General features: G+C 73.4%; 31 protein-coding genes and 1 tRNA gene. 16 read left to right on the forward strand and 16 right to left on the reverse strand.

What is annotated here, in order from left to right; all coding sequences use genetic code 11:
- Positions 1 to 3: 3 nt before the first annotated feature.
- Genes ACOACO_RS17615 through ACOACO_RS17660 form a run of 10 tightly spaced genes read right to left on the reverse strand, consistent with a single transcriptional unit; the run spans position 4 to position 4,830 of the window.
- Complete coding sequence (locus tag ACOACO_RS17615; RefSeq protein ID WP_420297592.1) at positions 4 to 162, reverse strand: hypothetical protein; 159 nt, start codon at positions 160 to 162, stop codon at positions 4 to 6.
- A complete protein-coding gene (locus tag ACOACO_RS17620) occupies positions 159 to 311 on the reverse strand; it encodes a hypothetical protein (RefSeq protein ID WP_420297593.1) in 153 nt (50 codons plus the stop codon). The genes ACOACO_RS17615 and ACOACO_RS17620 overlap by 4 nt, the downstream gene beginning before the upstream one ends.
- Positions 308 to 574 carry a hypothetical protein gene (locus ACOACO_RS17625; protein WP_420297594.1) on the reverse strand — a complete coding sequence of 89 codons (267 nt, stop codon included), beginning with the start codon at positions 572 to 574 and terminating at the stop codon, positions 308 to 310. The genes ACOACO_RS17620 and ACOACO_RS17625 overlap by 4 nt, the downstream gene beginning before the upstream one ends.
- The gene (locus ACOACO_RS17630; protein ID WP_420297595.1) at positions 571 to 1,698 is read right to left on the reverse strand and encodes a hypothetical protein; all 1,128 of its coding nucleotides are present in this window, start codon (positions 1,696 to 1,698) and stop codon (positions 571 to 573) included. Before ACOACO_RS17630 ends, ACOACO_RS17625 begins: the two co-directional genes overlap by 4 nt.
- Positions 1,695 to 1,991, reverse strand: coding sequence for a hypothetical protein (locus tag ACOACO_RS17635; RefSeq protein ID WP_420297596.1), 297 nt, complete (start codon positions 1,989 to 1,991; stop codon positions 1,695 to 1,697). The genes ACOACO_RS17630 and ACOACO_RS17635 overlap by 4 nt, the downstream gene beginning before the upstream one ends.
- Positions 1,988 to 3,397 (reverse strand): ParB/RepB/Spo0J family partition protein, encoded by a 1,410-nt coding sequence (locus tag ACOACO_RS17640; RefSeq protein WP_420297597.1) that lies wholly within the window; start codon positions 3,395 to 3,397, stop codon positions 1,988 to 1,990. The genes ACOACO_RS17635 and ACOACO_RS17640 overlap by 4 nt, the downstream gene beginning before the upstream one ends.
- A 57-nt stretch (positions 3,398 to 3,454) precedes the next feature.
- Positions 3,455 to 3,661 carry a hypothetical protein gene (locus tag ACOACO_RS17645; RefSeq protein ID WP_420297598.1) on the reverse strand — a complete coding sequence of 69 codons (207 nt, stop codon included), beginning with the start codon at positions 3,659 to 3,661 and terminating at the stop codon, positions 3,455 to 3,457.
- A 41-nt stretch (positions 3,662 to 3,702) separates the two neighbouring features.
- Positions 3,703 to 4,236: a hypothetical protein gene (locus ACOACO_RS17650; RefSeq protein WP_420297599.1), complete on the reverse strand. Its 534-nt coding sequence runs from the start codon at positions 4,234 to 4,236 to the stop codon at positions 3,703 to 3,705.
- Positions 4,237 to 4,273: 37 nt separating this feature from the next.
- Positions 4,274 to 4,573 (reverse strand): helix-turn-helix domain-containing protein, encoded by a 300-nt coding sequence (locus tag ACOACO_RS17655; RefSeq protein WP_420297600.1) that lies wholly within the window; start codon positions 4,571 to 4,573, stop codon positions 4,274 to 4,276.
- Positions 4,570 to 4,830: a hypothetical protein gene (locus ACOACO_RS17660; RefSeq protein ID WP_420297601.1), complete on the reverse strand. Its 261-nt coding sequence runs from the start codon at positions 4,828 to 4,830 to the stop codon at positions 4,570 to 4,572. The genes ACOACO_RS17655 and ACOACO_RS17660 overlap by 4 nt, the downstream gene beginning before the upstream one ends.
- A gap of 49 nt (positions 4,831 to 4,879) precedes the next feature.
- Between ACOACO_RS17660 and ACOACO_RS17665 the strand changes: the two genes are divergently transcribed.
- Genes ACOACO_RS17665 through ACOACO_RS17675 form a run of 3 tightly spaced genes read left to right on the forward strand, consistent with a single transcriptional unit; the run spans position 4,880 to position 6,060 of the window.
- Entirely contained in the window at positions 4,880 to 5,302 is a 423-nt protein-coding gene (locus ACOACO_RS17665) for a helix-turn-helix domain-containing protein (protein WP_420297602.1), read from the forward strand.
- A gap of 31 nt (positions 5,303 to 5,333) precedes the next feature.
- The gene (locus ACOACO_RS17670; RefSeq protein ID WP_420297603.1) at positions 5,334 to 5,762 is read left to right on the forward strand and encodes a hypothetical protein; all 429 of its coding nucleotides are present in this window, start codon (positions 5,334 to 5,336) and stop codon (positions 5,760 to 5,762) included.
- A 46-nt stretch (positions 5,763 to 5,808) separates the two neighbouring features.
- Positions 5,809 to 6,060, forward strand: coding sequence for a hypothetical protein (locus ACOACO_RS17675; RefSeq protein WP_420297604.1), 252 nt, complete (start codon positions 5,809 to 5,811; stop codon positions 6,058 to 6,060).
- Positions 6,061 to 6,166: 106 nt separating this feature from the next.
- Here ACOACO_RS17675 and ACOACO_RS17680 read toward each other — a convergent pair.
- Positions 6,167 to 6,240: transfer RNA gene (locus ACOACO_RS17680), tRNA-Arg, on the reverse strand.
- 172 nt (positions 6,241 to 6,412) lie between these two features.
- On the opposite strand from ACOACO_RS17680, the gene ACOACO_RS17685 reads away from it, so the two are divergent.
- The 5 genes from ACOACO_RS17685 to ACOACO_RS17705 all read left to right on the forward strand — a co-directional run bounded on the left by ACOACO_RS17685 (position 6,413) and on the right by ACOACO_RS17705 (position 10,714).
- A complete protein-coding gene (locus tag ACOACO_RS17685; RefSeq protein ID WP_420297605.1) occupies positions 6,413 to 6,970 on the forward strand; it encodes a hypothetical protein in 558 nt (185 codons plus the stop codon).
- Positions 6,971 to 7,114: 144 nt separating this feature from the next.
- A complete protein-coding gene (locus tag ACOACO_RS17690; protein WP_420297606.1) occupies positions 7,115 to 7,822 on the forward strand; it encodes a septum formation family protein in 708 nt (235 codons plus the stop codon).
- Complete coding sequence (locus tag ACOACO_RS17695) at positions 7,819 to 8,718, forward strand: septum formation family protein (RefSeq protein ID WP_420297607.1); 900 nt, start codon at positions 7,819 to 7,821, stop codon at positions 8,716 to 8,718. The genes ACOACO_RS17690 and ACOACO_RS17695 overlap by 4 nt, the downstream gene beginning before the upstream one ends.
- A gap of 45 nt (positions 8,719 to 8,763) precedes the next feature.
- The gene (locus ACOACO_RS17700) at positions 8,764 to 10,275 is read left to right on the forward strand and encodes an SDR family NAD(P)-dependent oxidoreductase (protein WP_420297608.1); all 1,512 of its coding nucleotides are present in this window, start codon (positions 8,764 to 8,766) and stop codon (positions 10,273 to 10,275) included.
- 124 nt (positions 10,276 to 10,399) lie between these two features.
- Entirely contained in the window at positions 10,400 to 10,714 is a 315-nt protein-coding gene (locus tag ACOACO_RS17705) for a hypothetical protein (protein WP_420297609.1), read from the forward strand.
- A gap of 35 nt (positions 10,715 to 10,749) precedes the next feature.
- Here the strand turns inward: ACOACO_RS17705 and ACOACO_RS17710 are convergent, their stop codons facing one another.
- Complete coding sequence (locus tag ACOACO_RS17710; protein WP_420297610.1) at positions 10,750 to 12,201, reverse strand: aminopeptidase P family protein; 1,452 nt, start codon at positions 12,199 to 12,201, stop codon at positions 10,750 to 10,752.
- Between the two features lie 175 nt (positions 12,202 to 12,376).
- Here ACOACO_RS17710 and ACOACO_RS17715 point away from each other — a divergent pair, with 175 nt between their 5' ends.
- From ACOACO_RS17715 to ettA, 5 genes are all read left to right on the forward strand, one after another.
- Complete coding sequence (locus ACOACO_RS17715; RefSeq protein WP_420297611.1) at positions 12,377 to 13,495, forward strand: PrsW family intramembrane metalloprotease; 1,119 nt, start codon at positions 12,377 to 12,379, stop codon at positions 13,493 to 13,495.
- A complete protein-coding gene (locus ACOACO_RS17720; RefSeq protein WP_420297612.1) occupies positions 13,492 to 15,261 on the forward strand; it encodes a dynamin family protein in 1,770 nt (589 codons plus the stop codon). The genes ACOACO_RS17715 and ACOACO_RS17720 overlap by 4 nt, the downstream gene beginning before the upstream one ends.
- 67 nt (positions 15,262 to 15,328) lie before the next feature.
- A complete protein-coding gene (locus ACOACO_RS17725; RefSeq protein ID WP_420297613.1) occupies positions 15,329 to 16,963 on the forward strand; it encodes a GTPase family protein in 1,635 nt (544 codons plus the stop codon).
- A 143-nt stretch (positions 16,964 to 17,106) separates the two neighbouring features.
- The gene (locus ACOACO_RS17730; RefSeq protein WP_420297614.1) at positions 17,107 to 17,604 is read left to right on the forward strand and encodes a single-stranded DNA-binding protein; all 498 of its coding nucleotides are present in this window, start codon (positions 17,107 to 17,109) and stop codon (positions 17,602 to 17,604) included.
- Positions 17,605 to 17,688: 84 nt separating this feature from the next.
- Complete coding sequence (gene ettA / locus ACOACO_RS17735; RefSeq protein WP_420297615.1) at positions 17,689 to 19,371, forward strand: energy-dependent translational throttle protein EttA; 1,683 nt, start codon at positions 17,689 to 17,691, stop codon at positions 19,369 to 19,371.
- Positions 19,372 to 19,493: 122 nt separating this feature from the next.
- On the opposite strand, the gene ACOACO_RS17740 is transcribed toward ettA, so the two are convergent.
- A complete protein-coding gene (locus tag ACOACO_RS17740) occupies positions 19,494 to 19,988 on the reverse strand; it encodes a MarR family winged helix-turn-helix transcriptional regulator (protein ID WP_420297616.1) in 495 nt (164 codons plus the stop codon).
- Positions 19,989 to 20,150: 162 nt separating this feature from the next.
- Here ACOACO_RS17740 and ACOACO_RS17745 point away from each other — a divergent pair, with 162 nt between their 5' ends.
- Entirely contained in the window at positions 20,151 to 21,071 is a 921-nt protein-coding gene (locus tag ACOACO_RS17745; protein ID WP_420297617.1) for an acyl-CoA thioesterase, read from the forward strand.
- Positions 21,072 to 21,758: 687 nt separating this feature from the next.
- Here ACOACO_RS17745 and ACOACO_RS17750 read toward each other — a convergent pair.
- From ACOACO_RS17750 to ACOACO_RS17760, 3 genes are all read right to left on the reverse strand, one after another.
- Complete coding sequence (locus ACOACO_RS17750) at positions 21,759 to 23,258, reverse strand: hypothetical protein (RefSeq protein ID WP_420297618.1); 1,500 nt, start codon at positions 23,256 to 23,258, stop codon at positions 21,759 to 21,761.
- A 491-nt stretch (positions 23,259 to 23,749) separates the two neighbouring features.
- Positions 23,750 to 24,133 (reverse strand): globin, encoded by a 384-nt coding sequence (locus ACOACO_RS17755; protein ID WP_420297619.1) that lies wholly within the window; start codon positions 24,131 to 24,133, stop codon positions 23,750 to 23,752.
- A 34-nt stretch (positions 24,134 to 24,167) separates the two neighbouring features.
- Entirely contained in the window at positions 24,168 to 25,139 is a 972-nt protein-coding gene (locus tag ACOACO_RS17760; RefSeq protein WP_420297620.1) for a mechanosensitive ion channel family protein, read from the reverse strand.
- A 46-nt stretch (positions 25,140 to 25,185) separates the two neighbouring features.
- Between ACOACO_RS17760 and ACOACO_RS17765 the strand changes: the two genes are divergently transcribed.
- Both ACOACO_RS17765 and ACOACO_RS17770 read left to right on the forward strand, forming a co-directional pair.
- Positions 25,186 to 25,575, forward strand: coding sequence for a hypothetical protein (locus ACOACO_RS17765; RefSeq protein ID WP_420297621.1), 390 nt, complete (start codon positions 25,186 to 25,188; stop codon positions 25,573 to 25,575).
- The gene (locus ACOACO_RS17770) at positions 25,553 to 25,993 is read left to right on the forward strand and encodes a DUF5130 family protein (RefSeq protein ID WP_420297622.1); all 441 of its coding nucleotides are present in this window, start codon (positions 25,553 to 25,555) and stop codon (positions 25,991 to 25,993) included. Before ACOACO_RS17765 ends, ACOACO_RS17770 begins: the two co-directional genes overlap by 23 nt.
- The last annotated feature ends 61 nt before the right edge of the window (positions 25,994 to 26,054 follow it).

Genomic DNA, 26,054 nt, shown 5'->3' on the forward strand with positions numbered 1-26,054 from the left:
GGGTCATCGCCTCTTCCGGGTGTGGCCGTCGAGGCGGCCGCAGTGGACGCACTCGGACTGCCGGCCGGGCACGTGGATGTCCTCGTGGCCGAACAGCGCGCAGAGCGCGGTGTCGATGAGCGCGGAGACGCGGGTGCGGCCCGGGCGGGCGCGGCGGGTCACGGCCGCGACCCGTCGCGCTCGTCGCGGTAGCGCTTCAGCCGCGTCTCGAGGACCGACATGACGACGTCGTGGATCACCAGCGCGGCCGCCGAGACGACGACGCCGCACAGCAGCAGCCACACCAGAAACTCCTTGTCGGCCTGGGTCATGACGCGACCTCGAGACGCTGAGGACCGAGGAGCGGGCGGAGCGAGGGCTCGGCGGGCGCCTCGTACACGAGCACCGAGTCCGTGAGCCGGCCCGATCCAGGCACCGACTCGGACGGGGCGACCGAGAAGCGGCCCGGGCCGGTCAGGCGCGCCCGGGAGCGGGCGGCGATCTCGGGCACCTCGCGTGCGGCCTCGCGGCACAACGCGGCGTACGTGCGGGACTCGTCGACGATCGGCCAGATGGCCCGGAACGTGCCGCTCATCGCTGCAGGTCCCGTCGCGCGGCGACCGTGACGGTCCACGGGCCGGCCGGGCCCTGGTCGGACAGCACGAGCGGCTTCGTCGGGCCGGTGGCCGCGAGGACGACCCGCTCGATGTCGTCCTCGAACAACTCGAGCGCGAGCACCAGGTGCTCGACGGTCACGGTGACCGAGCCGGGGACCGACCAGGACGTCGCGGGGACGAGCTGGGCGAGGGTGCCGGCGGGGCCCTGCGCCTTGAGGAGTACTCCGGCGCCGACCGAGCTGACCGCGACGTGCGGGCTGACCGCGGCCGCGTTGTCGAGCGCCGCGAGCAGGGTGGCGATCACGACCGTGGTGTGGTCGACCGGCGCGGGCGCCGGCGGGATCGTCGGGTACGGCTGGTCGATCGCGCGCAGCGTGACGGAGGCGTGCTCCGTGGTGAGGCGCAGCCAGGTAGCGCGGTCGACCACCGCGCTGTCGACCTGCACGCTCGAGTACGTCGGCGCACCGCGCACCGTGTGGCGGTGGATCGCGCCCACGGCCTGCTGCAGCTCGCGGGCGGGGAGCACCAGGTCGAGCGGCGCGCCGGCGTCCGCAGCGAGCGGTTCGGTGCGCCTGCCGACTAGGTGCCGTTCGCTCGCCGTGGCGGTCAGGGCTCCGTCCGCCATCACCAGGTGCACGCCTCCCAGCACCGCGTGCATGCCGTCGACCTCGGCGAGCCTGCCCACCGCCGCCACCGCGGCGTTCAGCAGGATGGGCGTGACCGTGCCGTGAGAGATCCACTCGACCTCCGGGCCGGGCACGACGGCGTACGGCTCGGCCACGTCGATCGACAGGTCGGCGCCGACGTGGTCGGCTGCGGTGACCCACAGGCGCTGGTCCTCCGGCTCGAGCACCAGGTCGACGCCGATGTGCGCCGCCGCCGTGAGGACCGCGGACGCGGCCCGCGCGGAGACGACGCACTCGCCGGGGTCGTCGACGTCGGCGGCGAGTGTGAACGAGCGGGAGATGCCCGGCTCGCGGCCGCTGATGACCAGCTCGCCCTCCGCCGCGGTGAGGCGGACGGTGGCGCCCGGGCGGAGCGCGCCGGCGGCGTACCCGATGGCGTCGCCGAGCGCTGTGGTGGCGCTGACGCGGGCCTTCACAGCGCACCGCCAGGGATGAGGCGCAGGAGGTGGAGGGTGACGTGATCGCGTGCCTGCTCGACGCGCACGGGGTCCGCCTCGAGGTGTCGCGTCAGGTACATGGCCTCGGTCCACGCCTCGCTGTCGGTCGACGCACGCTCCGGCTTGCGGAGCCCGATGGCGATGCCGTTGGCGACGGCGCAGAACCAGATGCTGATGAGCAGGTTGGTGGCGTCGCCGCCAGCGACAGTGGGTCGCCCGTCGACCTGGATTCGAACGTCGTCGCTAGGACGGTCGAGCTTGGGGTCCATCACGCCGCACCGTCCTGGTCCTCGGTGGTCTCGACGTCGGCGGCGGTCGCGCGGACGCGGTCGACGTACTCGGTCTCGACGTCCTGCCACTCGTGGCCCAGCTCCTCGAGCAGCTCGACGTACGGACGGGCGGCGGCAGTCGCGACGACCGCGCCGGTGTAGCCGGGGCTCGTGAAGCGGGCGTCGGCGTTCATCGCGAGCAGGTCGACGAGCACGCGAGCGATCCGCGCCGGCGAGGCGTCCGCCAGGTCGTCGAAGTGGTCCAACCAGGCCCGCTCGCCCGCGGCCATGTGCTGGTTGTACGTACCGCCGGGCAGGCCCAGCCGCTCGGCGTACGCCGCCGGGTCGACCTGGGAGTGCGCGGTGAGCGCCTGGCCGAGCGCAGGAAGGGTGGCGTGCAGGAACGCGAGGCCCGCCGGGGTGAGCGCGGCGAGCGCCACCGCGGCGTCCTCGCCGACCGAGTCGAGGCGCACGGTGCGCGCCGAAGCGCGGGCCACGCGCAGCTGCTCCTGCTCCTCCCGGCGCCGCGCGATCTCGGCCGCACGCTCGGCCTCGTCGGGGTCGACGTCGACGTGGGAGTCCGGCTTCGTGCACAGCAGCGCGAAACGCGTGACCTCGTGACCGTAGGCCGGCGGCCGCAGGGCGTACGCGGCGCACTCCGGGTGGTCGGCGAGGTTCTCCTCGAGGATCTCCATCACGCCGTGCTCGCGCAGCTCGTCCCACCAGCTGCGGCCCTTGGTGGCGTCGAACGCCTTCGTGATGCCGTCCTGCTCGAGCGCCGCGGCCTTGGTGGCGGCCTCGGCCTGGGCCTTGCGCTCGGCGCGGGCCTGCTGGAGCTCGTACCTGAAGTTGTAGGTGCCCGCGGACTTCTCGAGCTTCTTCGTGAGGTCGGGGTCGTCGGAGAACTCGACGAGCGCCATCGAGTCGTCGATGGTGATCTGGCCGGCGTGGACCTTCTTCTGCGTCGACGCGGCGAGCTTGAGCATCCGCAGGCGGGCGCTGACGGTCTTGGGGGCGCGGCCGGTGACCCGGGCGATGTCCTTCTGCTTCAGCCCGAGCTCGAGCAGGGTCTGGTAGCCCTCGGCCTCTTCGATCGGGGACAGGTCGACCCGGCTGCTGTTCTCGAGGATCATCGCCTGGATCTGCGCGGCCTCGGTGTCGAGGTCCTCGCGCACCACGGCGGGTAGCTCCTTCAGCCGGGCCTTCTTCGCGGCTGCGTGGCGGCGGTGGCCGGCGATGATGACGAACCCGTCGCCGGGCGACGTCGCCGGCGCGACGACGAGGGGCTGCACGAGGCCGTGCTCCTTGATGGACGCGACGAGCTCGTCGTCGGGTGTGGCCCTGCGGCGCGGGTTCTTCGGGTGGACGGTGAGCTCGGTGAGCGGGAGCGTCCGGAACCTGGTGGACATCGGTCCTCCTGGGGTGGTGGGGGCGGTCGGCTGGGGCGGCCGTCGAGCAGGGGTGGGTCAGGTGGCGGGGTTCAGGGCCTTCATCACGTCCGCGATAGGGAGGTCGACCTCGAGGAAGGGGCCGTGGGCGTCGGCGTGAAGCAGCTCGTGCTCGACGTCCGGCGCGACCGTGCCGCGCAGGTAGACGCGGGTGCCGGCGCCGTGGGCCGCGATGACGCGGACCATCTCGGGGACGACGCTGACGCCGCCGGCGAGGTCGACCATCCCGGGCGTCCTCGGCTCGGGCGCCGTGGCGGCCGCCGCGCTCACGCCGACACCGCCGCGAGGGCCCGCTCGGGCACGGTGTGCCCCTGGGCCTGGGCCACCCGGACCGCGGCCCGGAGCAGGTCCAGCTCGGCGATCGGTGCGCGGGCGCCCTGCTCGGGGTGCAGCAGCTCGAGGTCGACGTTGCTGCGGAACTCCGCCTCTGCGCTCTCCCAGTAGTGGCCCTCCCCGTCGGTCGCGACCGCGCTGATGACCTCGAGGTACAGCGAGAAGGGCGTCGTGATCCTTGAGGTCGGGCCGGCCGGGAGCGCGTCGACGTGCGCGTCGACCTCCTCGCGGGCCGTGGCCGACTCGAGGAACTCGCGCAGCCGGGTCGTGTGGGTCCAGCCCGTGGTGTGGGCGGCCATCGACCGCGCGAGCGCGACGTCAGCCTGGACGAGCAGCCGGGCCTCGTCGGTCATCTGCGAGGCGAGCGCCGCCTCGTGACGGTCGGCGAACTCGACGAGCGCCGCGGCCAGGAGCCGGCGGGCAGCGTCGGTGGTCGCGACGGGGGCGGGGGCGGTGGTGGTGGTCATGAGGTGGGGCCTTCCTCAAGGTGGTGGGTGGCGTAGGTCAGAGGGCGATGGGCTCGCCGGCGAGCAGGCGCTTCACGAGCTCGTCGAGGGACGAGTGGGGGATGAGGCGGCGTCGACCGAGCGGGACGGTCTCGAGGTAGCCGGCCGCGGCCAGGCGTTCGATCTGCTTCGCGGAGACGGACAGCGCGTCGGCGGCCTCGGCGTAGCCGTAGAGCATCCGCGGGGGCTCGGCGCCCTGCTGGGTCTGGCTCCAGCGCGCCGCGGCGAGCTGGGTGAGCATGGAGCGGAGCTCGTCGGCGGTCTCCTGCAGCGACTCCGCGGTCTGCGTGAGGCTCACACCGCCACCCGCTCGCTGTGCGAGTCGCCGACGAGCAGGGCCTCGGGCGTCGTGCCGAGCCAGGCGGCAACCAGGTAGAGCTCGATGACACCGAAGCCGGGCAGCTCGCCGTCGAGGCGCTTCGCGGCGGTGCGGGGCGTGAGGTTGAGCACCGCGGCGAGGTCAGCCGGCTTCTTCTTCTGGTACGCCATCGCTGCCCGGATCGAGGCGGCAACGCGGTCCGCGACCTGCTCCGCGGAAGCTGCATGGTTTTCCATGCACAGAAGGTCCCATGTGGCTCTGCCACTGTCAAGAATTCCATGCATCTTGACGCTGATCCATGCAACTGTCAGGCTGCGCAGTATGGATACCTCGACCAGCGTGGCGGCCATCGAAGCCGCAGCGGCTCGGTTCTCGGACGCGCTGGTGTCAGAGATCAAGGCGGAAGCGGGCAGGCGCGACCTGTCATCTCGTGCGCTCGGGCGCCTCATCGGGAAGTCGTCGGCGTACATGTCCGACCGGCTCGATGGCGGCAGCTCAAAGACCGGGAAGCGCGTGACGCTCACCGTGCGCGACCTCGCCGCGATCTGCAGCGCGCTCGAGGTCGACCCGGCCGACCTGGTGCGCCGAGCCCGCGAAGCCGCCGACGCCGGCACGGTGGTCGCCTTCCCGAAGCGCACCCCGGTGCCCGAGTCCACCTCGGCCGCGGCGCGCACGGCGAAGAAGAAGTCGCGCCCGGACGAGGTCTGAGATGTCGGTCGCCATCCCTACGGTGACCGCCATGGGGCGCCCGAACCCGATCCGACGCTTCCGCCTGCTGGGCGGTTGGATCCTCGCGCGCCACCGCGGCGGCCCCATGGGCATCACGCTGCACGACGAACGGGTGATCAGCCTGCGTGACGACCTGCTCCGGGTCGAGTACGACGGCACGCTCCTGCACGAGGTGATCCACGCCGAGCGGGGCCCCACGCTCGACAACCTCGTCGAGCGCGAGGAGCTCGCCGTTCGCCGGGGGACGGCTCAGCAGCTCCTGCCCGACGTCGTGGCGATCGGCGAGGCGCTCGCCTGGGCGCAGCGCAGGGTGTCCGACGCCGCCGACGAGCTCGACGTCGACGTCGACGTCCTGTGGGACCGGATCGACAACCTCACGCTCGCCGAGCTCCGCTACATCGAGGCGCGCCTCGACCGCGTGTGGTCACCGAGCGCATGAGCCGATCGGCCGAGACCGTCGGTCGTCGTACCTACGCTCGCCGGCCATGAGCAGAGACACGGGGAAGCTCACGAAGGCCCAGGTGCGAGCCGCGGTCGAGGAGCACGAGGAGCGGGTGGCGATCGCCCGCGAGCAGGTCGCCGACGCGATCGCCCGCCACTTCGACGACGACGAGGACGACGGGACCTGGTCGCGCAACGCGTACGGCGACGTGCGGGGCCTGCCTGCCTTCAACCGTCACATGGACCAGGTGGGGGAGGAGGACCAGTCGGCGCTCGACTGGTCCGAGGGCGCCTGAGTGAGCGTCGCCGGGTCCGCAGCGACCTGAGAGCGAGCTGCTCCCGAGCTGCTCCCACGGCCGGGTGTCCAGGCGGGCCGGGCGTCCGAACGCCCAGGTCAAGCGGTGCCCCCGACAGGATTCGAACCTGTGACCGGCGGATTAGAAGGCCGCTGCTCTATCCAGCTGAGCTACGGAGGCGGGGATCGTGTCCGGGACGGGACCGAGGGGTCCGCCGGCCGGGGTGCCGATCCGGGAGCAGTGTAGGGCCGCGGACGACCGCGTGGGCGGGACCGGCATGGGCACGTCGCCCGCGGGGTAGGGGCACGCGCGGCCCGGACGTGCCGGGGCCGCGACGACAGGGGTGGAGCCGGTGGAGACGATCGTGGAGCGCGAGCTGCGCCTGCTGGGGCAGCGGGTCGAGCGGCTGGAGGGCCTGGTGGTGAGGACGGTGGCGTGGGCCAGTGCGCTCTGCCTGGTGCTGGGCCAGCTGCTGCCCTTCATCCCCGTCAACGAGGACTCCGACGAGGAGGACGTCATGGCCAGCCTGCTGACAGCCGGCTTCCGCGCGTTGGCCTTCCGCGACAGCGAGGGCGAGACCGACGGGTTCTCCATCGCCGCCGGGATCGGCTTCCTCGGCCTCCTCCTCGTCACCGTCGTCGCCCTCTACCTCCTGTCCCTCATCGCCTCCGGCTCCGCCACGCAGGGCACCCAGCGGGTCATCGGCGTCACCGCGACGCTGCTCGTCGTCGGCACCGTCGTCGCCGGGATCTTCGCGCTGCTCTCGTTGTCGGCCGAGGACGTCGGCCCCGGCTGGGGCGTCGTGGTGTTCGCGGTGGGCGTGGCGCTGTTCCTCGTCGTCGCGTTCTCCGGGCTGCGCGACTGGTGGGAGCCGGCGCGCCGGGCGCGCGGCACCGTCGTCCTGCGCTGAGGGCTGTCGCGCGGATCACCGCCACCGGCCCGACCTCTTCCCCGGTTCCGCCCGCGCGCGCCCGCGCCGGGTGGCAGCATGCGGGCGTTGCGACGCCGGAGGGGCTCGTACGACCGCACCACGAGCCGAGGGGACCGACGACCCATGCCCGACGAGCCGCAGTACCCGCCGCCCGGACCCGCCCCGGAGCCCGCGCGCCCGCTGCCGCCCGAGCAGGCCCCGCAGCCGTTCCCGCAGCCGTTCCACCCGCAGCAGCCGTACGCCGGGGGGTGGGGCGCGCCGTACCCCGGCCCCCACGTGCCGCCCCCGCCGCGGCGCCGTCGTACCGGTCTGGTCGTGGGCCTGGTCGTCGCGGGCGTCGCGGTGCTCGGGCTCGTCGTCGCGGGCGTCGGCCTCGCGTTCTCGTCCTTCGAGCTCGAGACCGCGAGCGTCACCAGCGAGACGAGCGACCCCTGGTACGCGACGGACGTCGACGGCGAGACGGTCGAGCTGATCGAGCTCGCGGTCGGCGACTGCTTCTTCGACGGCCCGTACGAGACCGACGGGGAGCTCACGGAGTCGTTCGACGTCGAGCGGGTCGCCTGCTCCGACGAGCACCCGCTCGAGGTCATCGGCGCCTTCGACCTCACCGAGCGACCCGTCGAGGACGACGAGTTCTTCGCCGACCTGGACGAGCGCTGCTGGACGATGCTGGAGGAGTACGCGGGCGAGCGCGCCTGGGACCACGACGTGTGGATCACCTTCTACTGGCCCACGAAGGAGTCCTGGTTCGCGGGTGACCGCGAGGTCGTCTGCGTGGGCGCCACCGACGAGCTCGAGGTCGGCTCCCTCGCGGGCGGGGGCTCCGCGTGAGCACCGAGCAGCCGACCGCGCCGGGCCCGCAGCAGCAGCCGCAGCAGCAGCAGCACCCGCCGTACCCGCAGCAGCCGCCGTACCCGCTGCCGTGGCAGCAGCCCGCCCGCGAGGACGCCGGCCTCGTGCCGACGCTGGCGCTGGCGCTGGCGTGCGTCCCGCTCGTGGTCACCAACCTGCTCGGCGTGGTGCTCGGCGCCATCGGCCTGGGCTCCCGCCCGCGGGGGCGGGCCGGTCGCGGGATGGCGGTGGCCGCCCTCGTGGTCGGTACGGCGTGGCTCGCCGCCGCGGCCGTCGTCGGCACCCTCCTGCTCGTGCAGCAGGCGGACACCGCCCGGCGCGACGCGGCCGTCGAGCGCCTCGAGGGCGACCTGCGGGACCTGCAGGGCGAGCTGGACGAGGTGGGCCTCGGGTTCGAGGAAGGCTTCGGTGCGGGGTTCGAGGAGGACTTCGACCCCTCCGAGCTCGGCGACGCCGAGGAGCGGGCCTCGGTGGAGCCGCTGGCCGCGGACGTCGCGGTCGTCGACCTCGCCGTGGGTGCCTGCGTGCTCGACCCCGAGCTGAACTACCAGGTGTGGTGGGGCGACCCGCTCACGACGGTCGCGGCGACCGTGGACTGTGCCGGGTGGCACGACGCCGAGCTGACCGGCTTCGTGGAGGTCGACGGCGACGACTACCCCGACGAGGACACGCTGTGGGACGAGGTCGGTGTCGACTGCGACGACCTCTACTACGCCTACGCCGGCGAGGCGAACTACGCCGGGGCCGAGACGACGTGGCCGGCGTTCGTGCCCCCGACGGAGGACGCCTGGGAGGCGGGCGAGCGCCGGGTGGCGTGCTTCGCCTCGAGCGAGGAGCTCGTCGAGGGCTCGCTGCGGGGCGTGGCGCGGGGCTGAGTCGCCGTTTCCTCCCGTCGGCGCCCGGCGCCCTACCATCCTCCGGTGAGTGACGCCGTACCCAGTGCCGGTCCTGCCGGCATCGACCCCGCCGACATGGCGACCGCGCTGCGGGTGCTGCAGCAGGTCGCGGACCTGCCGCCCGACCACCCCGACGTGACGACGGTGAAGCGCGCGGCGTCGTACATGTACAAGCTGATCAAGAAGACCCGCCGGGCCGAGATCCGCATGACCCGCCAGGTGCACGACCAGCGGATCATCGAGAGCACCGCCACCGGGTCGGCGATGCGGATCGACGACGAGACCGCCGGCATCCCGCTGGTCTCGACGGCGAAGGGGGCGTTCGCCGGTGAGCTCATCACGGCGCGCGGCTGCTACATCTGCAAGGAGGACTTCACCCTCGTCGACGCCTTCTACCACTGGCTGTGCCCGCGCTGCGCCGCGATGAGCCACGCCAAGCGCGACCAGCGCACCGACCTCACCGGTCGCCGCGCGCTGCTGACCGGCGGCCGGGCGAAGATCGGGATGTACATCGCGCTGCGCCTGCTGCGCGACGGCGCCCACCTCACCATCACGACCCGCTTCCCCCGTGACGCCGTGCGCCGGTTCGCGGCGCTGGAGGACTCCGACGACTGGCTGCACCGCCTCAAGGTCGTCGGCATCGACCTGCGCGACCCCACCCAGGTGCTCGCGCTGGCCGACGACGTGATGGCCGACGGGCCGCTCGACATCCTCGTCAACAACGCCTGCCAGACGGTGCGGCGCAGCCCCGGTGCCTACTCCCAGCTCGTCGAGATGGAGCAGGCCCCGCTGCCCACCGACCGCGTGCTGCCCGAGATGGTCACCTTCGACCGCGTCTCCGAGGCGCACCCCGCGGCCATCGCGGGCGCGCTGGCCGACGTCGCGGTCGCCCACCACGACGGCGAGTCCACCGAGCACGCCCTGGCCGCCCACAGCGCCGCGACGATGACGGCGCTCGCGCTCAAGGCCGGCAACGCCAGCCTCGAGGCGCACCTCGCCGGCACCGCCGTCGACGCCGGCGGCCTGCTGCCCGACGTGCAGACCAACAACTCCTGGACCCAGGTCGTCGACGAGGTCGACCCCCTCGAGCTGCTCGAGGTGCAGTTCTGCAACTCGGTCGCGCCGTTCCTGCTCATCAGCCGGCTGCGGCCCGCGATGCGCGAGGCGGTACGGCGGGGCGCCCGCCGCGCGTACGTCGTCAACGTCTCCGCCATGGAGGGCCAGTTCTCGCGGCGCTACAAGGGCCCGGGCCACCCGCACACCAACATGGCGAAGGCGGCGCTCAACATGCTCACGCGCACCAGCGCGGGGGAGATGTTCGAGACCGACCGGATCCTCATGACCGCCGTCGACACCGGCTGGATCACCGACGAGCGCCCGCACCACGAGAAGCTGCGGATCGCCGCCGAGGGCTGGCACGCGCCGCTCGACCTGGTCGACGGCGCCGCCCGCGTCTACGACCCGATCGTGCGCGGAGAGGCCGGCGAGGACGTGTTCGGCTGCTTCCTCAAGGACTACGAGCCCAGCCCCTGGTGACCCCGGCCCGGTGAGGCCGGCCCGGTGAGGCCGGCCCGGTGCGGCCGGCCCGGCCACCGGGCGTGTGACGCGGACGCCGCCCACGGGGCGGTGACGTCGGGCCGCGTCCCTCGTTGGGGCGGGCATGGACGCGATCGCCCTCCACGTGCTGCTCGTCGAGCAGGTCACCCGCGCCGTCGACGAGCTCGTGCGACCGGTGGCGACCGCCCGGTCGCGGTTCGTCGACCTCTGCGTCGAGGGCGCCCTGGCGTGCGACGTGGTCGGTGACGACGCCGAGGTCTCCACGGAGCCCGACGTGGCCCGCCGCTCGGCCTGGGCGACGTCGGTGCTCACCGGGCTCGCGGAGCCCGGCCTCGACGCCGGCACGCGCGACCAGCTCGCGCGGGCCTGCGAGCTGGCCGTCGGCCGCTTCTGCACGCTGGCCCGCGGCCTGGCCTGAGCCCGCCGTACCCCCGCCGGGGGCGGGAGGGGTCGTCAGGGCAGCAGGGACCCCATCCACGCCTCGACGTCGGCCACGGTGCGCGGCAGGGCCGCGGAGAGGTTGCGGCTGCCGTCGGCGGTGACGAGCACGTCGTCCTCGATGCGGATGCCGATGCCCCGCAGCTCCTCGGGCACCAGGAGGTCGTCGGCCTGGAAGTACAGGCCGGGCTCGACCGTCAGGCACATCCCCTCCGCGAGGTCGCCGCGCGGGTAGACCTCGGGCGCGGAGCGGGCGCAGTCGTGCACGTCCATGCCGAGCATGTGGCTCGTGCCGTGCAGCGTCCACCGCGCGTAGACCCGGCTGTCCGGGGCCAGCGCCTCCTCCGGGGAGCAGGGCAGCAGGCCGAGGTCACCGAGGCCGTGGGCGAGGACCGTCATCGACGCCTGGTGGATCGAGGTGAACGCGACGCCCGGGCGGACCGCGTCGATGCCCGCCTGCTGCGCCGCCAGCACCAGCTCGTAGAGGTCGCGCTGCAGCGGGGTGAACGTGCCGTCGACCGGGAGGGTGCGGGTGACGTCGGCGGTGTAGAGGTTCCGGTTCTCCACACCCATGTCGAGGAGGACCAGCTGGCCCGGCAGGACGGGACCCGTGTTGTCGATCCAGTGCAGCGTCGTGGCGTGCGAGCCGGCGCCGACGATCGAGTCGTAGCCGAGGTCGTTGCCCATCGCCCGCGCCCGGCGGAAGAAGGTGCCCTCCAGCCAGCGCTCGCCGAACTCGCGGACGCGGTCCCACTCGCGCACCGAGTCCTCGAAGCCGAGCGTGGTGATGTCGCAGGCCTCCTGGAGCTGGTCGACCTCCCACGCGTCCTTGACCAGGCGCAGCTCGGAGGCGACCCGCGCCAGCTCGGCGTCGCGGGCCTCGTCGGGGGCGGTGCCGGCGTCGACCTCGGCGTCGAGGCCGCGCAGCACGCGGGTCTTCGTGCCGGTGCGGGCGAGCTCGGCCTCCAGCTCGTCGCGGTGGCGCACGGGCAGGCCCAGGGACTGCTCGAGCTCGCGCAGCGAGGGGCGCTCGCCGGCCCACAGCGCGCCGTACTGCCGGTCGCGGAAGAACTCGTCGGAGTCGCGCCCCGAGCGGGGGCGGGCGTAGAGCACCGGCTCGCCGTCGGTCACCACCAGCACCGCGTCGGTCGTCTGGTTGCCGCAGAAGTAGGTGTGGGCCGTGTCGGGACGGAACCGGTAGTCGGTGTCGTTCGAGCGCACCTTGAACGTGCCCGCCGGCAGCACCAGCCGCTCGCCGGGGAACGCCTCGGCCAGCCGGGCGCGGCGCAGCCCCGCCCGGGGCACCACCGGGTGCGCGGGCAGCTCGCGCTCGACGTCGGCCCAGCCGGTGCGCATGAAGGCGGCGTAGGCCTCCGGAACCGCCGGGTCGTGCGACTCCACCTTGAGGTCCTCGCCCTGCTCGGCGGTGGTCGTGACGTCGGGGCCCTGTGCGCTGTCCTCACCCATGGCGGCCAGGGTACGCGCGGCCGGGCGCCCGGACCGATGACCTGGTCCGCTGACCCGGCCGCCGACCCGGCCGCCGACCTGGCCGCTGACCTGGCCGCCGACCCGCCCGCTGACCTGGGGAGGGGCGTTCTCCACGCCCGGCGCGCGGGGCCCCTGCTCGGATAGGGTTGCGGGCATGCCCACCCGCCACCGCGACAACGTCGCCTTCACGGTGGTGGTGTGGTCGCTCGTGGGCCTGGGCGCCCTCGCGGTGCTCGCCCTGCTGGCGCTCTCCGGCGCGCCGGACACCCTGCTGCTGGCGACGGTGCTGGCCGCCGTACCGGTCGGCCCCGTGGTCGCCGTCTACCTGTGGCTCGACCGCTACGAGCCCGAGCCCCGCAACCTCCTCGTCGCGGGCCTGCTGTGGGGCGCCTTCGTGGCCACCACGGCCGCCGTGGTGCTCGGCGGCGTCGGCGGCCTCGTGGCGCCGATGGACCGCGTGGCCTCGGCGGTGCTCGTGGCGCCGGTGACGGAGGAGGCGACCAAGGGTCTCTTCCTCGTGCTGCTGCTGTGGTGGCGCCGCCACGAGCTCGACGGCGTGCTCGACGGCATCGTGTACGCCGGGATGGTCGGCGTCGGCTTCGCCTTCACCGAGAACATCCTCTACCTCGCCTCGGCGTACGACGGGGGAGCCGACGTCGGCCCGGGCGGCGTGGTCGCGCTGACCGGCACGTTCGTCGTCCGCTGCCTGCTCAGCCCGTTCGCCCACCCCTTCTTCACCGCCTTCATCGGCATCGGCGTGGGCGTCGCGGTCGGGTCGCGCTCGGGCTTCGTGCGCCTGGCCGCCCCGCTGGTGGGGTACGCCGTCGCGGTGGGGTGGCACGCGCTGTGGAACGCCTCGAGCGCCCTGCCGGTCGGCTTCCTCGGCACCTACACCCTGCTCATGTTCCCCGCCTTCCTCGCCCTCGTCGCGGCCGCCGTGTGGTGCCGCTCGGCGGAACGGAGGGTCTTGACCACCGCCCTGCAGGACGCGGCCGCCCGCGGTCTGCTGCCCGCCTCCGACATCCCCTGGATCGCGGACCTCCGGCTGCGCCGGCAGGTACGGCGCGACGCCCGCCGGGGAGGCGGCGTCGTGGCCGAGGGCGTGGTGCGGGAGTATCAGGAGGCGGCGGTGGAGCTGGGGTTCCTGCACCACCGTGTCCTCCGTGGCACGGCACCCGACGACTACGTCCGGCGGGGACAGGCGCACCTGCGCCGCATGACGGCGACCCGCCCGCAGATCCCGATCCCTCCACAGGTGGTGACCGCTCGATGACTCCTCCCGACAACGGGTCCTCCCCGACCGCGGGCTCGCGGTCGAACCGCAGCGTGTCCGGGGGTGCCGGCGGGCTCGGCGAGAGCGGCAACGCCCCGATGCTGACCGCGCTCGTGCAGCTGCGCAGCGCGCTGCAGGCCGTGGCGCTGCCGCTGGACGTGCCCGGGGTGGCGACGGCGCGCGACGCCCGCGCCGAGATGGTGGATCAGCTCGAGGACTACGCGATCCCGCGGCTCATGGCCGTCGAGGCGCCGCTGCTCACCGTCGTCGCCGGCTCCACCGGCGCCGGGAAGTCCACGCTCGTCAACTCGCTCGTCGGGCACAAGGTCTCCGAGGTCGGCGTCCTGCGGCCCACGACGCGCTCGGCCGTCCTCGTGCACCACCCCGACGACGGCTCGTGGTTCGGGCCGGACCGCCTGCTGCCCGAGCTGCGCCGCGTCACCGACCCGACGACCGACCCCGGCTGCCTCCAGCTCGTCGGCACCGACGCCGTGCCCAAGGGCCTGGCGATCCTCGACGCCCCCGACGTGGACTCCGTCGACAAGCACAACCGCGAGCTCGCCGCCCAGCTCATGGCGGCGGCCGACCTGTGGCTGTTCGTCACCTCGGCCGCCCGCTACGCCGACCAGGTGCCGTGGGAGTTCCTGAAGGAGGCGGGGGAGCGCTCGACCGCGGTCGCGATCGTGCTCGACCGCACGCCGGCCGACGCGGTCGAGACCGTCGCCGCGCACCTCGCCCGCATGCTCGCGAGCCGGGGCCTCAAGGACTCGCCGCTGTTCATCGTGCACGAGGGCGACGTGGGTCCTGACGGCGTGCTGGCGCCCGACGAGGTCGGGGACGTCGTCACCTGGCTCGCCAGCCTGGCCGCCGACCAGAAGGCCCGCGAGGCCGTGGTGCGCCAGACGCTCTCGGGCACGGTGCGCACGCTGTCGCTGAGCAGCCACAGCATCGCCGACGCCGCGGAGGTCCAGGTCGACGAGGCCCGGCGGCTCCGCTTCTGCGTGGACAGCGTCTTCGACGAGGTCGTCTTCGAGGCCGAGCAGGCGCTGACCGACGGCTCCCTCGTCGCGGGCGAGCTGGAGGCCCGCTGGCAGGAGTTCGTCGGCAACGGCGAGCTGCTGCGCTCGCTGGAGACCCGGGTCGGCCTCATCCGCGACCGCATCGTCAACGCCGTGAAGGGCAAGCCGCAGCAGGCCGAGCAGGTCGCCGCCGCGGTCGCCTCGACGGTGGGCTCGGAGGTCGTGGCCCACGCGGAGCGGGCGACGACCGCGCTCGTCGCCCGCTGGCGCGAGTCGGAGGCCGGAGCCGGGCTGGTGCGCGACGGCGACCGCCTCGAGCGTCCGGCCCGCGAGGTGGCCCGCCAGGCCGAGCGCACCGTCCGCGAGTGGCAGCGCGAGGTCACCGACCTGGTGCGCGAGGAGTCCGGCGACAAGCGCACGTCCGCCCGCTTCCTCGCCTTCGGCGTCGACGGCATCGGCGCGACCCTCGCGGTCGTCGTGCTCTCCGGGGACCCCACGTCCCCGGGGCGCCAGCTGCTCGACGCCGTGCTGGGCCCGCAGTCCACCGCCCGGCTCGTGGAGTCCGCGACGACGGCGCTGCGCGAGCGCGTCCGCGTCGTGCTCGAGGGGGAGCGGGCCCGGTACGCCGGGGTCGTCGACCGCCTCGAGGTCAGCGAGGACGCCGCTGCGCGGGTCCGCTCCGCCTCGCGGCGGGTCGACGACCTGCGCTTCGCCGACCGCGGTGCCCTGAAGGCGACCCGGCGCTGAACGGCCCGTGCCCTAGGGTGGGGCCCGCCCGCCGCCGTACCTCGAGACCACCCGCCCGAGGGAGATCATGAGCTCGCCCCTTCCCCCCACCACCTCCTCCGGCCCGTCGACGCCCGCCGCCGACCTCGGCGCCCGCGTGACCGCGCTCGAGGAGGCCGCCGCCACGGCGCGCGGCCGCCTCGACGACGCCCTCGTCACGCACGTGGAGGAGGTCGCGGCGCGCGCCACGACGCGCATCCGGCTCTCGGCGGCGCACACGGTCGTCGGCATCGCCGGCGCGACCGGCTCCGGCAAGTCCTCGACGTTCAACCAGCTCACGGGGCTCGAGCTGTCCTCCGTCGGTGTGCGCCGCCCGACCACGTCGTGGGCCACGGCGTGCATCTGGGGTGCCGACGGCGCCGAGGAGCTCATGGAGTGGCTGGGGATCCCGCCGCGCCACCAGACCAGCCGCGACTCGATGCTCGACTCCAGCCGCGAGGCGAACGACCTCGAGGGCGTCGTGCTCGTCGACCTCCCCGACCACGACTCGACCGAGGTCTCGCACCACCTCGAGGTGGAGCGTCTCGTCACCAAGACCGACCTGCTCATCTGGGTGCTCGACCCGCAGAAGTACGCCGACGCCGCCATCCACGAGCGCTACTTCAAGCCGTACGTCGCGCAGCAGGACGTCATGCTCGTCGTCCTCAACCAGATCGACGCGGTGCCGGAGGACCGGCGCGACGCGATGCTGGCCGACGTGCGCCAGCTGCTCGACGACGACGGGCTGACGCGTGTCCCGGTGCTGCCGATGAGCGCCCGCGAGGGCTGGGGCGTCGACGAGCTGCGCGCCGAGATCGTCGACCGGGTGGAGGCCAAGAAGGCGATGGTCGCCCGCATCGACGCCGACATCGTCGAGGCCGCTGACAAGCTGGCCGCGGCGACCGGTGACGCCCCCGCCCCGGAGCTGTCCGGCGCCACGGTGGACGAGATCCAGACCGCCGTCGCGACCGCCGCGGGCGTGCCCGCGCTCGTCGGCAGCGTCGAGACGGTCGTCACCGGCCGGGTACGCCGCGCCACCGCCTGGCCGCCCGTCGCCTGGTTCGGCCGCGACCCGCTGCGCCGCGTCGAGGTGGACCTCGGCGACGCCGCCGCGCTCCTCACCGGCGACCGTGCCCCGGCCGCCGGCACCGTGCAGCGCTCCCGCGTCGAGATGGCCGCCCGCTCGCTGGGCGACCGCGTCTCCGACGGTCTCGTGCCCGCGTGGGCCGAGTCGGTGCAGCACGCCGCGACCGGGCAGGTCGACGAGCTCGTCGCCGAGATCGACGGCGCCCTCGGGCGCAGCGACCTGCGCACCGGCCGGCTGCCCGGCTGGGCCAAGGCGGCGCGCGTCGCGCAGTGGCTCCTCCTCCTCGCGACCCTCGGCGGCCTGGTCTGGGGCGTGCTGGACCTCGCCGGCGCGGTCGCCTCGCCCGAGGTCGGCGGCGTGCCGGCCGGGTTCCTGCTCGCCGTGGTGGCGCTCGTGCTGTCGGTCGTGCTCGCGCTGGTCGGCCGGAGCGCGGCCGCGGGCGCGGGACGGCGGGCCGCCGAGGAGGTCGAGGACGACCTGCGGGGCGCCAGCGACCAGGCGGTCGAGCGGCACGTGCTGTCGCCCGTGCGCGACGAGCTGGACGCGTACCGCCGGGTGCGCCAGCGGGTCACCGCCGCGCAGCTGCGCCGCCGCTGAGCGCGCCACTTCCCGTCCCCAGGACGCCCCTGGCGTCCGCCCGTCCCCAGGCCCGTCGACGCCCCCACGCGTACGGCGGACCCTGCGGTTGGCTCGACGCGTCGCCCGGCACGGGGCCGGGCGCGATCGAGAGGGGAACACCCGTGAGCAGCACCTACATCACGGTCCAGGGCTGGGTCGGCAGCGACGTCAACCACTCCGTGTCCGCCGGCGGCACGCCGGTGGCCTCCTTCCGGCTCGGGTCGACGCCGCAGCGCCAGGCGCGCGACGGGTCGTGGCAGTCGGGCGAGACGGCGTGGTACACGGTGAAGGCCTGGCGCCACACCGCCGACCACGTGGCCGACTCCGTCCTGCGCGGCCAGCCGGTCGTCGTCACGGGCCGCCTCGTCGTGGAGACCTGGGAGCGCCAGGAGGGCGGCACGGCGACGCGCCACGTCATCGAGGCCACGGCGCTCGGCCACGACCTGACGAAGGGCACGGCGCGGTTCCACCGCTCGTCGCCCGCCCGCGAGCGGCCTGCCGCCGTCGACGCGGTGACCGACGCCGGGACCGACGTGGCGACCGACGTCGGGACCGACGCGGCGACCGACGTCGTGGCGGGCGCGGAGCCGGCCGCGGGGGCGACCGAGCGCGCTGCGTGAGCGCTGCGCCGGCGCGCCGGGGACGGGCGCGGGGTGGGGACACCGAGGCGCGCGCCGGGCGGCACCTCAACTAGGCTCGCCGTCATGGCCGACTTCATCTTCACCCTGCGCAACGTCCGCAAGGCCCACGGCGACAAGGTCGTGCTCGACAACGTGTCGCAGTCGTTCCTCAAGGGCGCCAAGATCGGCGTCGTCGGTCCGAACGGTGCGGGCAAGTCGACGCTGCTCAAGATCATGGCGGGCCTGGAGCACCCCAACAACGGTGACACCTTCCTCGACCCCGAGTCGACGGTCGGGATGCTCCAGCAGGAGCCCCCGCTGACGGAGGGCAAGACGGTCCTCGAGAACGTCGAGGAGGCCGTCGCCGAGATCAAGGGCAAGCTCGACCGCTACAACGAGATCGGCGAGCTCATGGGCGAGCCGGACGCCGACTTCGACGCCCTCATGGCCGAGATGGGCGACCTGCAGACCGACCTCGAGAACGCCGAGGCGTGGGACCTCGACAGCCGTCTCGACCAGGCGATGGACGCGCTGCGCTGCCCGCCGCCGGACGCGCTGGTCGACAACCTCTCCGGTGGTGAGCGCCGCCGCGTCGCGCTGTGCAAGCTGCTGCTGCAGGCGCCCGACCTGCTGCTCCTCGACGAGCCCACCAACCACCTCGACGCCGAGTCGGTGCAGTGGCTCGAGGGCCACCTGAAGTCCTACAAGGGCGCCGTCCTGGCGATCACCCACGACCGGTACTTCCTGGACAACGTCGCCGAGTGGATCGCCGAGGTCGACCGCGGCCGCATCCACGGGTACGAGGGCAACTACTCGACGTACCTGGAGACGAAGAAGGAGCGCCTCAAGATCGAGGGGCAGAAGGACGCGAAGCGCGCCAAGATGCTCGAGAAGGAGCTGGAGTGGGTCCGCTCCAACGCCAAGGCCCGCCAGACGAAGAGCAAGTCGCGACTGGCGCGCTACGAGGAGCTGGCGGCCGAGGCCGACCGCGCCCGCAAGATCGACACCTCCGACATCAACATCCCGCCGGGCCCGCGCCTCGGTGACATCGTGCTGGAGACGAAGGGCCTCGAGAAGGGCTTCGAGGGCCGCACCCTCATCGACGACCTCTCCTTCACGCTGCCCCGCGCCGGCATCGTCGGCGTGATCGGCCCGAACGGCGTCGGCAAGACGACGCTGTTCCGGATGATCACGGGCAGCGAGGAGCCCGACGGCGGCGTCCTGACCGTCGGCCAGACGGTGAAGATCTCCTACGCCGACCAGAGCCGAGGCGGCATCGACCCCAACAAGAACGTCTGGGAGGTCGTCTCCGACGGGCTGGACTTCATCAAGGTCGCCAACTTCGAGATGAACTCGCGGGCGTACGTCGCGTCGTTCGGCTTCAAGGGCCCCGACCAGCAGAAGAAGGCCGGCGTGCTCTCCGGTGGTGAGCGCAACCGCCTCAACCTGGCGCTGACGCTGAAGATGGGCGGCAACATGCTGCTCCTCGACGAGCCGACCAACGACCTGGACGTCGAGACGCTGTCGGCGCTCGAGGACGCGCTGCTCGACTTCCCCGGCTGCGCCGTGGTCACGTCCCACGACCGGTGGTTCCTCGACCGCGTCGCGACCCACATCCTGGCGTGGGAGGGCGACGACGAGAACCCGGCCAAGTGGTTCTGGTTCGAGGGCAACTTCGCCTCGTACGAGGCCAACAAGATCGAGCGCCTGGGCGCCGAGGCCGCGCGTCCGCACCGCGTGACGCACCGTCGCCTCACGCGCGACTGAGCCGCCGCGCCCAGCTGCGCGCGGCACACGACCGGAGGGGTCGTACGGCGGGGAGCACCCGCCGTACGGCCCCTCGGCGCGTGCGGGGGAGCGTTCAGCGGGCCCGGATCAGCGGGTCCGGCTCAGCGGATCTCGAGGCCGGGGCGGGCGCCGATGAGGGCGTCGGCGACGGCGTCCATGACGCGGCCCATGGCGGCGAAGTCGGCCGGGTCGACGATGTCGACGAGGTGGCGTCGCACGCCGCGCACGTGCACGTGGGCGGCGCGGCGCAGCACGTCCCAGCCGTGCTCGGTCATGACGCAGAGCACCCCGCGCCCGTCCTCGACGCACGTGCTGCGGGCGACGAGGCCCGCCTTCTCCATGCGCGTGACGGTGTGGGTGATGCGGCTGCGGCTGTGGCGCACGGCGTCGGCGAGCAGCGCCATCCGCATCGAGCCCTCGGGGGTCTCGGAGAGGCGCACGAGGATCTCGTACTCCGTCAGCGACAGCGAGAACTCCGAGCGCAGCTCCTCGTCGAGCTGGTCCATCAGCAGGGTCGTCCCGATGAGGAGGGCCCGCCAGGACCGCTGCTCGTCGGGCGCGAGCCAGCGTGTCTCGTCCGCGAGCTCCTCCGTCACGCCCCCGATCCTACGAGGCCCTGCTCCGCGCCGGTCCGGGGTGTGCGGATCGCGCTGGACGGCACGGCGGGGGTGGTGCGGTCCGAGCCGACAGGCCCGGGCGGGGTCGTCGGTCGTCGCGCCGCTGCCCGCACGAGGGCCGGGGCGGCGCGGACGGGTGGGGTGACGGGTGTCACGGCCGCCGCCGCGCGCCCGGGCGCGGGCTCTGGCAGCATCACGCAGGTGCGCCACCTCTACGTGTGCCCGCTGCGGTGGGCCGACCTCGACATGCTCGGGCACGTCAACAACGTGATCTACGTGGACTACCTCCAGGAGGCCCGCGTCGACATGCTCCGCACGCACAGCCCGGACCCGCGGGCGGACGCCCTGGCGGAGGGCGTGGTCGTGGCGAGCAACCGGGTGACCTACCTCCGGCCGCTGACGCTGCGCGAGAGCGTCGCGGTGGAGGTGTGGGTCACCGAGATCCGGGCGGCGTCGTTCACGCTCGCCTACGAGGTCTTCGACACCGACGAGAACGGCGACCGCATCGTCTACCTCCGGGCGACGTCGCTGCTGACGCCGTTCGTCTTCGCGGAGGAGCGGCCGCGCCGGCTGACCGACGCCGAGCGCACCGTGCTCACCCGCTTCCTCGAGCCGGGCGAGCCCGCGCAGCGCCTGTCCCTGCCGCCGTCCCAGCTCGACCCGTCGGGCCACTGGGCGGTGCCGGTGCGGTTCTCCGACGTCGACGTCTACGGCCACGTCAACAACGTGAAGTACTTCGAGTACTTCCAGGAGGCCCGCATCGTCGTCTTCGACCGCCTGTTCGCGGACATGAAGGCCGACCACGGCCTGAACGTCGTCGTCGCCCAGATGGACGTCGAGTACAAGCGGCCGATCCTCTTCCGCCCCGAGCCCTACGACGCGTGGAGCTGGATCTCCCGGGTCGGCACGTCGTCGTACGACGTGTCCGCCGAGATCCGCGACGGCGACACCCTGCTCGCCCGCTCGCGCTGCACCCTCGTCGCCTTCGACGCGACGACCCAGCGCGCGGCCTCCCCGCCCCCCGAGTTCCGCCAGGCGCTGCTGGACAACCTGCGCACCTGAGCCTGCGCTCTGCTCGCGTGAGCCCGTCGCGGTATCAGCGGTAGTCGACGACTACCGCCCCCACCGCGACCCCGTGCGCTTGGTTCTCGTGGGCTGTGCGGTACGCCAGTGGTCGAGGTGGCCGCGCTGGTACGTCGGTGGTTGAGGTGGCCGCGCCAGCGGCCCTCGAAACCACGTCGAGACGCGGTGTGGGGTCGGGTCGCGGTAGGAGCGGTAGTGGATGACTACCGCTGGCACCGCGACCTCGTGTTGCTCGAGCTCTGGCTGGTTTCGAGGGGTGCTAGCGCACCCGCCTCAACCCCCGATGTCGTGGCCGCGCTGGTACGTCGGTGGTTGCGGTGGCCGCGCTGGTACGTCGGTGGTTGAGGTGGCCGCGCCAGCGGCCCTCGAAACCACGCTGAGACGCTGATGTGGGTCGGGTCGCGGTAGGAGCGGTAGTGGATGACTACCGCTGGCACCGCGACCTCGTGTCGCTCGAGCTCTGGCTGGTTTCGAGGGGTGCTAGCGCACCCGCCTCAACCACCGATGTCGTGGCCGCGCTGGTACGTCGGTGGTTGAGGTGGCCGCGCTGGTACGTCGGTGGTTGAGGTGGCCGCGCCAGCGGCCCTCGAAACCACGCCGGGGCATGCCGGTGGCCCCGACACGGTGGTGCTGTGGCGGGGTCGGCGATGCTGCGGGTGGCTGCGGCTAGTTCAGCGGCGTCGTGCCGGTGGGGTCGACGGCGTACCGGAGCCCGTGGGGGCTGATCCAGGCATAGGTGCCGAGCGGGTCGCGGTGGTAGCGCCATCGCCGGTCGGGTGGGTCTGGATCACCGAGGACATCGGGTGGACTGACGCCGGTCGGTGATGGGTGGGTCTTGACGCGGTGGTGGCCCCGGCAAAGCGGGGCGAGGTTGTCGGTCGAGGTCTGCGCCGCGCCCGGTGCTGCGTTCGACCGATACGGCTCGATGTGGTCTAGGTCGAGGCCTCTGGCTGGTCGCCCGCAGTAGGGGAACGCGCAGCTGGGTCGGTCAAGCCGGACCCTCTCGGCGATGCGGTCGGGAGCCTCGTAGGCGTCGACCGCGATGTGTTCGGCCAGGTCGATGACGGGCTTGACCACGACGTTGGTGCCGGGTGTCCTGCACCAGTCGCGAACCTGGTCGACGGTGATCAGACTGCGGGTGTTCTCGAGGCGGGCGAGGTCGATGCCCGTGGCGCCGGTGGCTGGGTCGATGCCGGGGCCGGATCGGTAGGCGGTGATGGCGGCGTCGGACAGGTGGACGTAGAGCACGACCTGTCGCGCGGGCGTCCGGGTGGAGTCGGCTCGCGCCACGTCGCCGGCTCCACCGTTCGTCGGGTCTACGCCGCCGAGGTCGAGGGCGGTCTGGCGGCGCGCGAGCTCGCCGACGGCCATAGAGCGGCGGACGTCGAGGTCTGCGTCGCAACCGGCTGCGGCGAGATCGGCCGCGACCCTCTGGACGGCGTCTTGCAGGTCGAGGGCGTCGGCCAGGTCGAGGGTGCCGTGGACGGGGACGACACCGGTCCACGGTGATGCTGCGTCGACCGGGGTGGTCTCGATGGTGAAGTACCGGCTCGCGTCGGCGTCGGCGCGGTCGAGCTCGGCGTTCTCTGGGTCGAACCGCGCGATGGCCTCGGCGACGAGCCGCTCGACGGTCGGCATGGTGGCCCGGTGCGCGACGGGGGCGAGATTGCGGTCGACGAAGTCGGCGCCTTCCGCCGGGAGGCTGCGGGTGAGGGCGGCGATCTTGCGGGCCCGCCATACCGGCAGTGCCCGCTTCTGCGTCGCCGGGTCGGCGCCGGCAAGCACGCGCGCCCAGAGGCGGGGAAGTCGGTGGCGCAGCTCGATGGCGTCACCGACCAAGGGTCGGCAGGAGGAGACGGAGCGGCCGAGGGCGGCGGAGATCTCGTACAGGCAGAACTCCGACACCAGTGGTGCGCCGGGTCCGCCGAGCTCGAGGAACCGGTCCCCGCCGGGGACCGCGTGGGGGTCTTCGTGCCACAGGCCGAGGGGTCCGACGGGGTCGCCCACGGCGCCTTCGGTGTGGGCGTCGGCCCAGTCCGCGACGGCGACAAAAGTGGCCACCTCGGCGGCCATCTGCGCCGCAGCCGCCTGTCGGGCCGTCGCGAGCAGCGCCGTCGTGTCGAGGGCCGGCGGGGCCTCGACGACTGCGGTGCTCGGGTGGTTCATACGGACAACGCTAGGGGCGACCACCGACAGTTCTCGGCCCGAAGCCGGGGGCTGGGGAAAGAGATGTTGAGGGGTTTCGAGCGACCTCGGGTCGGATCTGTCAGGGCCGACGATCGTGGTTTCGAGGGCCGCTAGCGCGGCCACCTCAACCACCGGCGAGGCGCGGCCACCTCAACCACCGGCGTACCTCGCGGCCACCTCAACCACCGGAAGAGCGCGGCCACCTCGACCACCGGCGTACCGCGGCCATCTCGACCACCGGCGTACCGCGGCCACCTCAACCACCGGAAGAGCGCGGCCACCTCGACCACCGGCGTACCGCGGCCATCTCGACCACCGGCGTACCGCGGCCACCTCAACCACCGGAAGAGCGCGGCCACCTCGACCACCGGCGTACCGCGGCCATCTCGACCACCGGCGTACCGCGGCCACCTCAACCACCGGAAGAGCGCGGCCACCCCGACCGCCGGCGTACCGCGACCCCCACGCCCTCAGGGCGTGACGTCCTCCATCTTGTTCACCATGAACTGCGCCGCGTGCGTCACGTAGCCCCAGAACTTCTCGTCCTGCTCGGGGGTCAGGTCGACGGCGTCGAGGCCCGCGCGGAAGTGCACGAGCCAGCGCTCGGCGGCCGCGGGAGTCACCGCGAACGGGGCGTGGCGCATGCGCAGGCGGGGGTGGCCCCGGCCGTCGGAGTACGTCGTGGGGCCGCCCCAGTACTGCACGAGGAACTGCCGGAAGCGCTCCTCGGCGGGGCCGAGGTCCTCGTCGGGGTACATGGGACGCAGCAGCGGGTCCTCTGCCACGCCTTCGTAGAAGCGGCGCACGATCGTCGTGATCGTGGCCTCGCCACCGATCTCGTCGTAGAAAGTCATCGTGTCCATCCTGCCCGACGGGCGGGCGTCGGGCTCAGGGGAGCGGCGTACCGGTGATGCCCGCCGCGTCGAGGCGGACCTTGATCCGCTCGCGCAGCACGCGGGAGACCCGCCACTGCTCGAGCGGGGCGGTCTTGACGGTCATGCGCACGGTCAGCAGGTCGTGGGTGAGCTCTTGGACGCCCCACACCTCCGGCTCCTCGATGAGGACGCCGCGGAAGTCGTCGTCCTCCCACAGGTCGTGGCCGGTGGCGCGGAGCACCTCGGTGAGCTGGTGGACGTCGGTGGCGTAGGGGAGGGCGACGTCGATGATGGCGCGCGCCCAGTTCTGCGACTTGTTGCCGACGCGCAGGATCTCGCCGTTGCGGACGTACCAGACCGTGCCGTCGGTGTCGCGCAGCCGCGTGATGCGCAGGCCGACGGCCTCCACCGTGCCGGACACGGTGCCGACGTCGACGACGTCGCCGACCCCGAGCTGGTCCTCGAAGATCATGAAGACGCCGGTGAGGAAGTCCTTCACGAGGTTCTGCGCGCCGAAGCCGAGCGCGACGCCCACGACGCCGGCGCTGGCGATGAGCGGGGCCACGTCGAAGCCCAGCTCCGAGAGCGACATGATCACGACGATCGTGCCGATGATGGCGCTGACGATGCTCTTGAGCAGCGAGCCCGTCGTCCGCGTGCGCTGCGCCCGCCGGGAGGTCGCGATCGGGCTGCTCTCGCTCGCCCCGGTGGTGCGGTCGCCCTTGCTGAGCCGGCCCAGGCCGGTCGGCAGCACGCCGGAGGCGGCGCGCGTCACCATCCGGTCGATGGCCCGGTGCGCCAGCCACCGCGCGACCCACGCGATGAGGAAGATGCCGCCGAGCGCCAGGATGCCGCCGACCACCGCACTGGTCACGTCCGCCACGACCTCGTTCTCGGTGACCTGCCACGTCAGGCGGCACGACATCGTCTGCTCGGGGGCGCACTGCGACACGTCTTCGACCAGGGGGAGCGGGACGGAGAACATGGTGCCCAGTATCGGTGGGGCGCTCCGCACCGATATCCTCGGGTGCGTGACTGCGCACCCTGAGCTCCGCCCCGCTCGACGTACCTCCCGAGGCACCGCCCGTCGCGTCGCCGTGCTCGCAGCGGCGCCGGCGCTGACCGTGCTCCTGGCCGCCGGGCCCGCCCACGCCGACGTGCCGCTGGGCTGGGACCCCGCGCAGGAGTCGGTCGACCCGCTCCACGTCCTCTGGCTGCTCGTCGGCATCCCGCTCGGACTGATCCTCCTCATCGCGGCGGCGGTCTACCTGCCCGCGATCGCCCGCGGCAAGGACGTGCGCCCCGGCTCCGCCCACGCCGTCGAGGCGGAGTGGTTCGGCGGCCCGCGCCGCGCCCCCGAGGAGCTCGCCGCGCCCGACAACGAGGAGTCGCAGGCGGGTGGCGCAAGTGGCCGGTGGTGAGGTCTTCTCCAAGCACGACCGCCAGCAGGTCGACGCGACGATCCGCGCCGCCGAGCAGCTGTGCCGGTTCGAGTTCTCCGTCTACGTCGGTCACGTCAACGGTGACCCCCGCTCCTTCGCGACGCAGCTGCACAACTCGCTCGTCGTGCCCTCCAAGAGCATCCTCATCATGGTCGACCCGACCGAGCGGGTCCTGGAGATCGTGACGGGCGGCAAGGTGCGCGTCGTCCTCGACGACACCGTCGTGCTGCGCACCGTCGCGGCCATGCAGTCCGCCTTCGCCGACGGCGACGTCGTCGGCGGCATCAACCGGGGCATCACCCATCTCGCGGAGGCCGCCAAGGCCGGCCGGTCCGCGGCGGCGGGCGACCCCGCCGCGGGTGCCGAGCCCGACCTCGACAGCGACAACCGGGTCTGAGCCCCGCTCCGGCTCCGGCAGCCGGCAGACGTACGACGCGCCCCGTGGGTCCGACCCACGG

Origin of the sequence: Nocardioides sp. CPCC 205120 (assembly GCF_048654585.1) — a bacterium.
Taxonomy (GTDB): domain Bacteria; phylum Actinomycetota; class Actinomycetes; order Propionibacteriales; family Nocardioidaceae; genus Nocardioides.

What these genes read in the sequence shown, in the direction of transcription:
- ACOACO_RS17760 (WP_420297620.1), bottom strand. Translation starts at nt 25,139, where the DNA reads ATGTTCTCCGTCCCGCTCCCCCTGGTCGAAGACGTGTCGCAGTGCGCC.
- ettA (WP_420297615.1), top strand. Translation starts at nt 17,689, where the DNA reads ATGGCCGACTTCATCTTCACCCTGCGCAACGTCCGCAAGGCCCACGGC.
- ACOACO_RS17670 (WP_420297603.1), top strand. Translation starts at nt 5,334, where the DNA reads ATGGGGCGCCCGAACCCGATCCGACGCTTCCGCCTGCTGGGCGGTTGG.
- ACOACO_RS17650 (WP_420297599.1), bottom strand. Translation starts at nt 4,236, where the DNA reads ATGACCACCACCACCGCCCCCGCCCCCGTCGCGACCACCGACGCTGCC.
- ACOACO_RS17675 (WP_420297604.1), top strand. Translation starts at nt 5,809, where the DNA reads ATGAGCAGAGACACGGGGAAGCTCACGAAGGCCCAGGTGCGAGCCGCG.
- ACOACO_RS17640 (WP_420297597.1), bottom strand. Translation starts at nt 3,397, where the DNA reads ATGTCCACCAGGTTCCGGACGCTCCCGCTCACCGAGCTCACCGTCCAC.
- ACOACO_RS17720 (WP_420297612.1), top strand. Translation starts at nt 13,492, where the DNA reads ATGACTCCTCCCGACAACGGGTCCTCCCCGACCGCGGGCTCGCGGTCG.
- ACOACO_RS17625 (WP_420297594.1), bottom strand. Translation starts at nt 574, where the DNA reads ATGAGCGGCACGTTCCGGGCCATCTGGCCGATCGTCGACGAGTCCCGC.
- ACOACO_RS17660 (WP_420297601.1), bottom strand. Translation starts at nt 4,830, where the DNA reads ATGGAAAACCATGCAGCTTCCGCGGAGCAGGTCGCGGACCGCGTTGCC.
- ACOACO_RS17705 (WP_420297609.1), top strand. Translation starts at nt 10,400, where the DNA reads ATGGACGCGATCGCCCTCCACGTGCTGCTCGTCGAGCAGGTCACCCGC.
- ACOACO_RS17725 (WP_420297613.1), top strand. Translation starts at nt 15,329, where the DNA reads ATGAGCTCGCCCCTTCCCCCCACCACCTCCTCCGGCCCGTCGACGCCC.
- ACOACO_RS17645 (WP_420297598.1), bottom strand. Translation starts at nt 3,661, where the DNA reads ATGGTCGACCTCGCCGGCGGCGTCAGCGTCGTCCCCGAGATGGTCCGC.
- ACOACO_RS17715 (WP_420297611.1), top strand. Translation starts at nt 12,377, where the DNA reads ATGCCCACCCGCCACCGCGACAACGTCGCCTTCACGGTGGTGGTGTGG.
- ACOACO_RS17750 (WP_420297618.1), bottom strand. Translation starts at nt 23,258, where the DNA reads ATGAACCACCCGAGCACCGCAGTCGTCGAGGCCCCGCCGGCCCTCGAC.
- ACOACO_RS17710 (WP_420297610.1), bottom strand. Translation starts at nt 12,201, where the DNA reads ATGGGTGAGGACAGCGCACAGGGCCCCGACGTCACGACCACCGCCGAG.
- ACOACO_RS17620 (WP_420297593.1), bottom strand. Translation starts at nt 311, where the DNA reads ATGACCCAGGCCGACAAGGAGTTTCTGGTGTGGCTGCTGCTGTGCGGC.
- ACOACO_RS17690 (WP_420297606.1), top strand. Translation starts at nt 7,115, where the DNA reads ATGCCCGACGAGCCGCAGTACCCGCCGCCCGGACCCGCCCCGGAGCCC.
- ACOACO_RS17755 (WP_420297619.1), bottom strand. Translation starts at nt 24,133, where the DNA reads ATGACTTTCTACGACGAGATCGGTGGCGAGGCCACGATCACGACGATC.